This is a genomic window from Mycobacterium sp. (assembly GCF_047975165.1).
In the GTDB taxonomy this organism is placed as follows: Bacteria; Actinomycetota; Actinomycetes; order Mycobacteriales; family Mycobacteriaceae; genus Mycobacterium.
The window spans coordinates 82,389-90,181 of record NZ_JBKECZ010000061.1; the positions used below are offsets into that span (position 1 = coordinate 82,389).

Genomic DNA, 7,793 nt, shown 5'->3' on the forward strand with positions numbered 1-7,793 from the left:
CGCTGCGCCCGGCCTTACCGCGCGTGCGATCGGCGCGTCAGGCGTTGGCCAGCTCGGCGGCTTTGTCGGCACCGGCATCCATGGTTTCGGCCTGGATGACCAGCGGGTGGTTGGCGTCGGCCAGGATGCGCCGACCTTCCTCAACGCTGTTGCCGTCGAGCCTGACGACCAGCGGTTTGTTGGCGTCATCGCCCAGGATCTCCAGGGCCTTGACGATCCCGGTGGCCACCGCGTCGCAAGCGGTGATGCCGCCGAAAACGTTGACGAACACGCTTTTTACTTCCGGGTCTCCCAGGATCACGTCCAGTCCGGCCGCCATCACCTCGGCCGAGGCTCCCCCGCCGATGTCGAGAAAATTGGCCGGCTTGACGTCGCCGTGGCGCTCACCTGCATAGGCGACGACGTCCAGGGTCGACATCACCAGACCCGCGCCGTTGCCGATGATCCCGACCTCGCCGCTGAGCTTGACGTAGTTGAGGTCGTGCTCCTTGGCTTTGAGCTCGAGCGGGTCGGTGGCCGCCTTGTCCTCGAACGCCACGTGGTCCGGCTGACGGAAATCGGCGTTGGCGTCCAGGCTGACCTTGCCGTCCAACGCCAGGATCGCATCGTCCGGCGTCCGTACCAGCGGATTGACCTCGACCAGCGTGGCGTCCTCGCCGACGAAGACACCCCACAGCTTCTCGATGGTGACGGCCGCGGCATCGAGCACCTCCGCGGGCAGGTGACCCTGCTCGGCGATCGACCGCGCGAAGGCCCGGTCAACGCCCTTGACCGCATCCACCGGAACCTTGGCGAGCCGGTCGGGCTTGGTGGCGGCCACTTCTTCGATTTCCACACCGCCCTCCACCGAGCACATCGCCAGATAGCGACGATTGGCGCGGTCGAGCAGGAACGACAGGTAGTACTCCTCTGCGATGTCGCTGGCCTCGGCGACCAGTAGCTTCTTGACGATGTGGCCCTTGATGTCCAGCCCGAGGATGTTCTTCGCGTGCTGGTAGGCCTCCTCGGGTGTGGCGGCGTACTTCACACCACCGGCCTTGCCGCGCCCACCCGTCTTTACCTGAGCCTTGACCATCACGGGGCGACCGACCTCCTCAGCGATGGCCCGCGCGCCTTCGGCACTGTCGGTGACCCGACCCTGGGTGCCGGGCACGCCGTGCTTGAGGAACAGTTCCTTGGCTTGATACTCGAACAAATCCATGGGGCGTCACTGCCTTCGCTCGACTTGTTTACTAGGCCACTGCGGTGGCGATGCCGTCGTCGGCAACTCCACCAAACGAACTGTATCGACCCCGCAAACTGTGACCGCCACCGCATCCCACTGCTGTGATCTTGATCAATCTTCGCCCGGGACGTTCAAACGTGATTCGAGCCACATATGCCGTCGGTTTCCATCCCGAGGTTGCCAGGAGGCGGGGTTTACCGATACCTTTCTCAAGGTCCAGATAACGTTATGGTTACGATCCGAGGACATTCCAGGTTGACTCAGCACCTCTATGGCCGCACGACTGTCTCACGTCCGGCTCACACACGCCAGGGTCACCTGCTGCGCCATCACCTCAACGACGTCACCGAGATCATCCCGTTAGACGGCTTTGATGAACTCGACCGCATGGAAATCGCCATACTCGACGACTTGGACTTCGGAGACTCCGAGTTCGACATCCAGGAGCAGGTGCTCCAGGCTGTGGAACTCGACGATCTCAGTGACGCCGACGATCTGACCCCGGCCTGGCTGGCAGCACCGGTCACCGAGGTACTCGACCGGGTCGTCCTCGACCTGCCCAACAGGTCACATCCCGGGTACGCCACCCTCGCGCCTCGCCGCGGCGGCAGCCACCGCAAGCAGCCAACCAGCGCCGCCAAAGGACGGGTGCTGATCGGTGCGATGGCGGCCGGTGCGGTGGCCGCCGCGACGTACAACGCTATCGGCCAGACCGATACCACAGAGGCCGAGCCGGTGCTGACCGCCAATGCCTCGACGTTATCCGGGGGAGCCATCACCGCCGCACCCCGCGGCGTCCAGGTCATCGCCGCTCAGCCCGACAACCTCGCGCTGCACAACGACGAGCTGGCCCACGGCGTCGCCTTCGCTCAAGAGCGGGCACAGCGCGAGGCACGCCTGCGGCAGCCGCTCTACGTCATGCCGACCAAAGGCATACTGACCTCCAACTTCGGCTACCGCTGGGGAGCCCTGCACGCGGGCATCGACATCGCCAACTCGATCGGGACCCCGATTCTTGCGGTGTCCGACGGCGTTGTCACCGACGCCGGCCCGACCGCCGGCTACGGCATGTGGGTCAAGTTGCGGCATCACGATGGCACCGTCACGCTCTACGGACACGTCAACACCACGCTGGTCAGCGTCGGGCAGCGGGTGATGGCCGGCGACCAGATCGCCACCATCGGCAACCGCGGGTTCTCCACCGGACCGCACCTGCACTTCGAGGTGCTCCTGGGCGGATCCCAGCGGATCGACCCGCTGCCGTGGCTCTCCGAGCGCGGCCTGCACCTCGGCTCCTAGGCGACTCGCCCGGCCGGCGCCCCGCGCGCGCCGCGCGCCCCCTTCTTTTCGCGAGCGTAACGCCAGTGCGAAAATACAGCCGGAATTTCGCACTGGCGTTACGCTCGCGACACCCGGGGAGGGGCGGCAGGGCGTGGCGGGGGGTTCCCGGCGCTCACGGCGGGGGAAGGCTCGCAGCCCGCCCGGCTACAGCTTGCTGATCGGCGCGTGGTTGTGCATCAGCTTCACCCGGCCCGCACTACCGAAGTCGATCAGCGACATCGCCGATTCGCCGACGCCGGAAACCTCCTCGACACGGCCCAGGCCATACTTGTCGTGCGTCACCCGATCGCCGGGCTCCAGCACGATCAGTGGACGTCTACCCGCGGCCGGGCGGACTGATCCGGTGCGCGCCGAGCCAAATCGGCCGGCACCACTCACCGGCGCGCTCAACGACGGCTTTGGGGCGACGCGGCGCCAGTCGATCAGCTGTTGGGGAATCTCCTGCAGGAAGCGGGATTCCGGGTTGAGGATGGGCTGGCCCCACGACGACCGGACCATGGCCCTGCTCAGGTAGAGCCGTTGGCGGGCGCGGGTGATGCCGACGTAGGCCAGCCGCCGTTCCTCGGACAGCTCGGCCGGATCGCCCAGTGCCCGCATGTGGGGGAACATGCCGTCCTCCAGGCCGGTGACGAACACCACCGGGAACTCCAGGCCCTTTGCGGTGTGCAGGGTCATCAGCGTCACCACCCCCGAGTCATGCTCGGGGATATCGTCGCTGTCGGCGACCAAGGACACCCGATCCAGGAACGCCGCCAGCGCCGAGACCTCGGGTGCGTCTTGATCAGCCGAATCAGCCGATTTTTCCGGCCCCGCCTCGGCCTGCCCGGCGGCCATCGTCAGGTCAATGCTGAATTCGTGTGCGACGCTGACGAGTTCGTTCAGGTTGTCCAGCCGCGCCAGCTCCTGCGGATCGGTGGACGCTTCCAGTTCCCGGCGGTAGCCCGTGCGTTCCAGCACCGCCTCGACGAGGTCGCCGAGGTCACCGCCGAGATGCCCACGCAGTTCGTCGAGCAGTTCCGCAAAGCCAGCGATCGCCTTCTCCGCGCGGATGTTGAGCATCGCCACCTTGCCCTGCGCGGCGGCCGCCAGGGCGCCGGCGAAGCTGGTTCCGGCGGTTTCGGCGTGCACCGAGACGCAGGCTTCCGCGCGGTCGCCGATGCCGCGACGCGGTGTGTTGAGGATGCGCCGCAGGCTGACCGTGTCGCCCGGGTTGTCCAGCACCCGCAGGTAGGCAACGATGTCACGGATTTCCCTGCGCTCGTAAAAGCGCACTCCCCCAACCACTTTGTAGGGGATGCCAGCCCGGATGAACACCTCTTCCAGCGGCCGCGACGCGTTGTTGGTGCGGTAGAAGACGGCGACGTCGTTGTAGGCGAGGTCGTCGCGATCGGCCAGTGCGTCAATCTCGCCGCCGATGAACCTGGCCTCGTCGTGTTCGTTGTCGGCGACGTAGCCCACGATCGGCTCGCCCTCACCGGCGTCGGACCACAGCCGCTTTTCCCGCCGCCCGGTGTTGCGGGCGATCACCGAGTTGGCCGCGGACAGGATGTTCTGCGTCGAACGGTAGTTCTGCTCCAGCAGAATCGTGGCCGCATCGGGATAGTCGCGCTCGAAGTCCTCGATGTTGCGGATGGTGGCTCCGCGGAACGCGTAGATCGATTGGTCGGCGTCGCCGACGACGCACAGTTCCGCGGGTGCGATGTCGCCTGCCCCCGGATCGTGCTCCGAGGCGCCGCCTCCGCGGCCGACGAGTTCGCGCACCAGCATGTACTGGGCATGGTTGGTGTCCTGGTACTCGTCGACCAGCACGTGACGGAACCGCCGGCGATAGTGCCGGGCAATCTCCGGGAACGCCTGCAGCACGGCGACGGTCTCGCCGATCAGGTCGTCGAAGTCCAGCGCGTTGGCCGCCCGCAGCCGTCGCTGGTATTCGCCGTAGACCGCTGCGACCGTTTGCGTCAAGTCGTCGGACTCGTCGGTCAGGCCGGACACCGCCTGCTGCGGGTCGATCAGTTCGTTCTTCAGGTTGGAGATGGCATTGGCCAGCAGCCGCGGCGAATAGCGCTTGATATCCAGGCCCATGTCGCGGCCGATCATTTGCAGCAGACGCCGCGAATCGTCGGCGTCATAGATGGAGAAGTTGGAGTTCAGGCCCTCGATCACCGATGCCTGGCTGCGTAGGATTCGCACGCACGACGAATGAAACGTCGATACCCACATGTGCCGGGCTTGGGGGCCAACCAGCGCCACCACGCGTTCGCGCATTTCAGCCGCGGCCTTGTTGGTGAAGGTGATCGCCAGCACCTGGCCGACGTTCACGTCGCATTCAGCGACCAGGTAGGCGATCCGCCGGGTCAGCACGGCGGTTTTTCCCGAGCCGGCCCCGGCAACGATCAGCAGCGGCGAGCCGCGGTGGACCACAGCCTGGCGCTGTTGCGGGTTGAGGCCGTCCAGCAATCCGCCGGCGTCGGATTCTGCGTCGGTTGCGTACACACTCATGGCGCACCAAACCTACCGCCCGGGGTCGACCAGCCGGAGTCAATGGGGCGTAGTCAGTCTCCGAGTCAGCCGACGAAGGGCGGCGGCGGAATCCCGGGGTCGAAGCCAAAGAAGATTCGGAAGTAGTCGTTGAGGTAGGCATACGAGAAGGCGAGTCCCATGTAGGAGTAGGCGCCGCCGCTGCCGTCCGAGCCCATGTTGTAGCCGGCGCCTCCGGGCGAGCCCTGACCTCCGATGCCGACGAAGTAGCCGCCGGTGCCGCCCGTCCCGCCCATGCCCCCGTCGCCACCAATGAGGGGGCTACCGGCTCCCCCGACCCCGCCGAGACCCCCAACACCGAACAGGTAGCCACCGGAGCCGCCCATACCGCCGAACCCGCCACCGAAGCCAACGGGGTTGCTTGCCGCCCCGCCGGCTCCGCCGACCCCACCGAACCCGAACAGGAGGCTGCCAAGGCCACCCATGCCGCCCTCACCGCCCTCGCTGGTACCGGCACCCCCGGCCCCGCCGTTGCCGCCGATCCCGAAGAGGGCGCCGCCGGCCCCGCCGACCCCGCCATCGGCCCCGGCGCCGGCTACGTTCTCTCCACCGGCACCGCCTTGGCCGCCCCAGCCGAAGAATAGCCCGGCGTCCCCGCCGCGGCCGCCAGTCTGCCCTGCAGCACCCGAACCGCCGTTGCCGCCGTTGCCCCACAACAGGCCGCCCGGGCCGCCGTCCTGGCCGCTGCCGGCCGCGGCGTCGGTGCCGTTACCGATCAGGGGGCGTCCGAAGATCGCCTCGAAAGGCTCGTTGACGGCAGCGAACGGATCGTTCGCCGCGGCTTGCAGGGCCGCGGCACCCGAGGCTTCGGCGTTGGCGTAGGAGTTGGCGCCGGCGTTGAGCAGCCCGACGAATTGCTGGTGGAAGTCGGCCGCCTGGGCGCTGATGGCCTGAAACGCCTGCCCGTCGGCGCTGAACAGGCTCGCGACTGCCTCAGACACCTCATCGGCGGCGGCCGGCAGTACCTCTACCGTCTGGCCGGCCACCGCTGCGGTGGCCGAGCTGATCGACTCACCGACACCGGCAACATTGGATGCCGCCGCAGAAACCAATTCCGGTAACGCGAATACGAATGACATTGCCACCTCCAGAAAATCCGATACCTCACCGGGCGAAACCGTCCAACTGCGCTAACGCTAACAGCGAATCCCCGATACCGCAGGCGAACGGCGAGGCCCGCCGGAAGTGAACCGCGCAGCCGGGCTTTTGCATCCGCGCCGCCGCAGGTGGCACACTCGTGTGGTGCTCAGTGCGCAGCGTCGATTTTTCTACGGGTACCCGCCAGCGGTGCCCGTGGCCTAGCTGCATTCGCAGAGCCCCGCGGTCCGCTTCCGGATCCGGGGCTCCTCTGTTGTGTGAGGCCCGAACCCGATGAAGTCACCGCCCCCACATCACGAGATCACCCCACATCACGAGAATGCGGAGTCAGCAGAGATGAACACCGAAGCCATCGACACCGAGTCCGGCATCGACGAGTTGCGCAAGGAGATCGACCGGCTCGACGCCGAGATCCTGGCCGCGGTCAAACGACGCGCCGAGGTTTCCCGGGCGATCGGCAAGGCGCGGATAGCCTCCGGCGGCACCCGGCTGGTGCACAACCGGGAAATGAAGGTCATCGAACGCTACAGCGAGCTGGGTTCCGACGGTAAGGACCTGGCAATGCTGCTGTTGCGGCTGGGGCGGGGCCGACTCGGCCATTAGGGTCGAGTTATGACCTCTGCACCTGCGGACATCACCGGCACGTCCGCGTGGATCGCCCTGAGCAAGCACCACGATCTGATCGGCGAGACCCACCTGCGGGATCTCTTCGCCGACGATCCGGACCGCGGCCGCGATCTGACCCTGACCGCCGGCGACCTGTACATCGACTACAGCAAACATCGCGTCACCCGGGAAACGATCCGGCTGCTGGTCGACTTGGCCCGGGCGGCCAAGCTGGAACAACACCGTGACGCGATGTTCGCCGGTGCGCACATCAACACCTCCGAAGATCGCGCGGTGCTGCACACCGCTCTGCGGTTGCCCGCTGACAGTGAGTTGGTGGTCGACGGCCAGGACGTTGTCAAGGATGTACACGCGGTGTTGGCCGCCATGGGCGACTTCACCGACCGGTTGCGCGACGGGGAGTGGACCGGGGCCACCGGGGAGCGGATCCGCACCGTCGTCAATATCGGGATCGGCGGTTCGGACCTGGGCCCGGTGATGGTGTGTCAGGCCCTTCGCCACTTCGTCGACGCGGGCATTTCGGCACGCTTCATCTCCAACGTCGACCCGGCCGACCTGGTCGCAACACTGGCGGACCTGGATCCAGCCACCACACTCTTCATCGTCGCATCGAAGACGTTCTCCACCCTGGAGACGCTGACCAACGCGACGGCCGCCCGCCGCTGGCTCACCGACGCACTGGGTGACGCCGCGGTGGCGAGGCACTTCGTCGCCGTTTCCACGAACGAGCGCCTGGTCGACGAATTCGGAATCGACACCGCAAATATGTTCGGGTTCTGGGACTGGGTCGGGGGGCGCTACTCGGTGGACTCGGCGATCGGGCTGTCGGTGATGGCCGTGATCGGCCGCGAAGCCTTCGCCGACTTCCTGTGCGGGTTCCACATCATCGACGAACACTTCCGCACGGCGCCGTTGGAATCGAATGCGCCCGCACTGCTTGGCCTCATCGGGCTGTGGTACTCCA

Annotated in this window: 5 protein-coding genes and 1 pseudogene; 3 read left to right on the forward strand and 3 right to left on the reverse strand. The window is 66.8% G+C overall.

The features are described 5' to 3' along the window. Positions 1-37: 37 nt before the first annotated feature. Complete coding sequence (sucC, locus tag ACK5M9_RS07140; RefSeq protein ID WP_416892474.1) at positions 38-1,201, reverse strand: ADP-forming succinate--CoA ligase subunit beta; 1,164 nt, start codon at positions 1,199-1,201, stop codon at positions 38-40. 252 nt (positions 1,202-1,453) lie between these two features. Here sucC and ACK5M9_RS07145 point away from each other — a divergent pair, with 252 nt between their 5' ends. Continuing rightward, complete coding sequence (locus ACK5M9_RS07145; protein WP_416892475.1) at positions 1,454-2,524, forward strand: M23 family metallopeptidase; 1,071 nt, start codon at positions 1,454-1,456, stop codon at positions 2,522-2,524. A 186-nt stretch (positions 2,525-2,710) separates the two neighbouring features. Here ACK5M9_RS07145 and ACK5M9_RS07150 read toward each other — a convergent pair whose 3' ends face one another. Both ACK5M9_RS07150 and ACK5M9_RS07155 read right to left on the reverse strand, forming a co-directional pair. After that, positions 2,711-5,065 carry a UvrD-helicase domain-containing protein gene (locus ACK5M9_RS07150; protein WP_416892476.1) on the reverse strand — a complete coding sequence of 785 codons (2,355 nt, stop codon included), beginning with the start codon at positions 5,063-5,065 and terminating at the stop codon, positions 2,711-2,713. Positions 5,066-5,130: 65 nt separating this feature from the next. Continuing rightward, a complete protein-coding gene (locus ACK5M9_RS07155; RefSeq protein WP_416892477.1) occupies positions 5,131-6,183 on the reverse strand; it encodes a PE family protein in 1,053 nt (350 codons plus the stop codon). Positions 6,184-6,475: 292 nt separating this feature from the next. On the opposite strand from ACK5M9_RS07155, the gene ACK5M9_RS07160 reads away from it, so the two are divergent. Then, on the forward strand, positions 6,476-6,805 hold the full coding sequence (locus tag ACK5M9_RS07160) for a chorismate mutase (protein WP_416892478.1): 330 nt from the start codon (positions 6,476-6,478) through the stop codon (positions 6,803-6,805). Positions 6,806-6,814: 9 nt separating this feature from the next. Then, positions 6,815-7,793: pseudogene (locus tag ACK5M9_RS07165) on the forward strand (glucose-6-phosphate isomerase); the annotation flags it as partial.

Excerpts from the sequence above, each read along its gene's own strand:
- sucC (WP_416892474.1), bottom strand. The coding sequence starts at position 1,201 with ATGGATTTGTTCGAGTATCAAGCCAAGGAACTGTTCCTCAAGCACGGC.
- ACK5M9_RS07145 (WP_416892475.1), top strand. The coding sequence starts at position 1,454 with ATGGTTACGATCCGAGGACATTCCAGGTTGACTCAGCACCTCTATGGC.
- ACK5M9_RS07150 (WP_416892476.1), bottom strand. The coding sequence starts at position 5,065 with ATGAGTGTGTACGCAACCGACGCAGAATCCGACGCCGGCGGATTGCTG.
- ACK5M9_RS07155 (WP_416892477.1), bottom strand. The coding sequence starts at position 6,183 with ATGTCATTCGTATTCGCGTTACCGGAATTGGTTTCTGCGGCGGCATCC.
- ACK5M9_RS07160 (WP_416892478.1), top strand. The coding sequence starts at position 6,476 with ATGAAGTCACCGCCCCCACATCACGAGATCACCCCACATCACGAGAAT.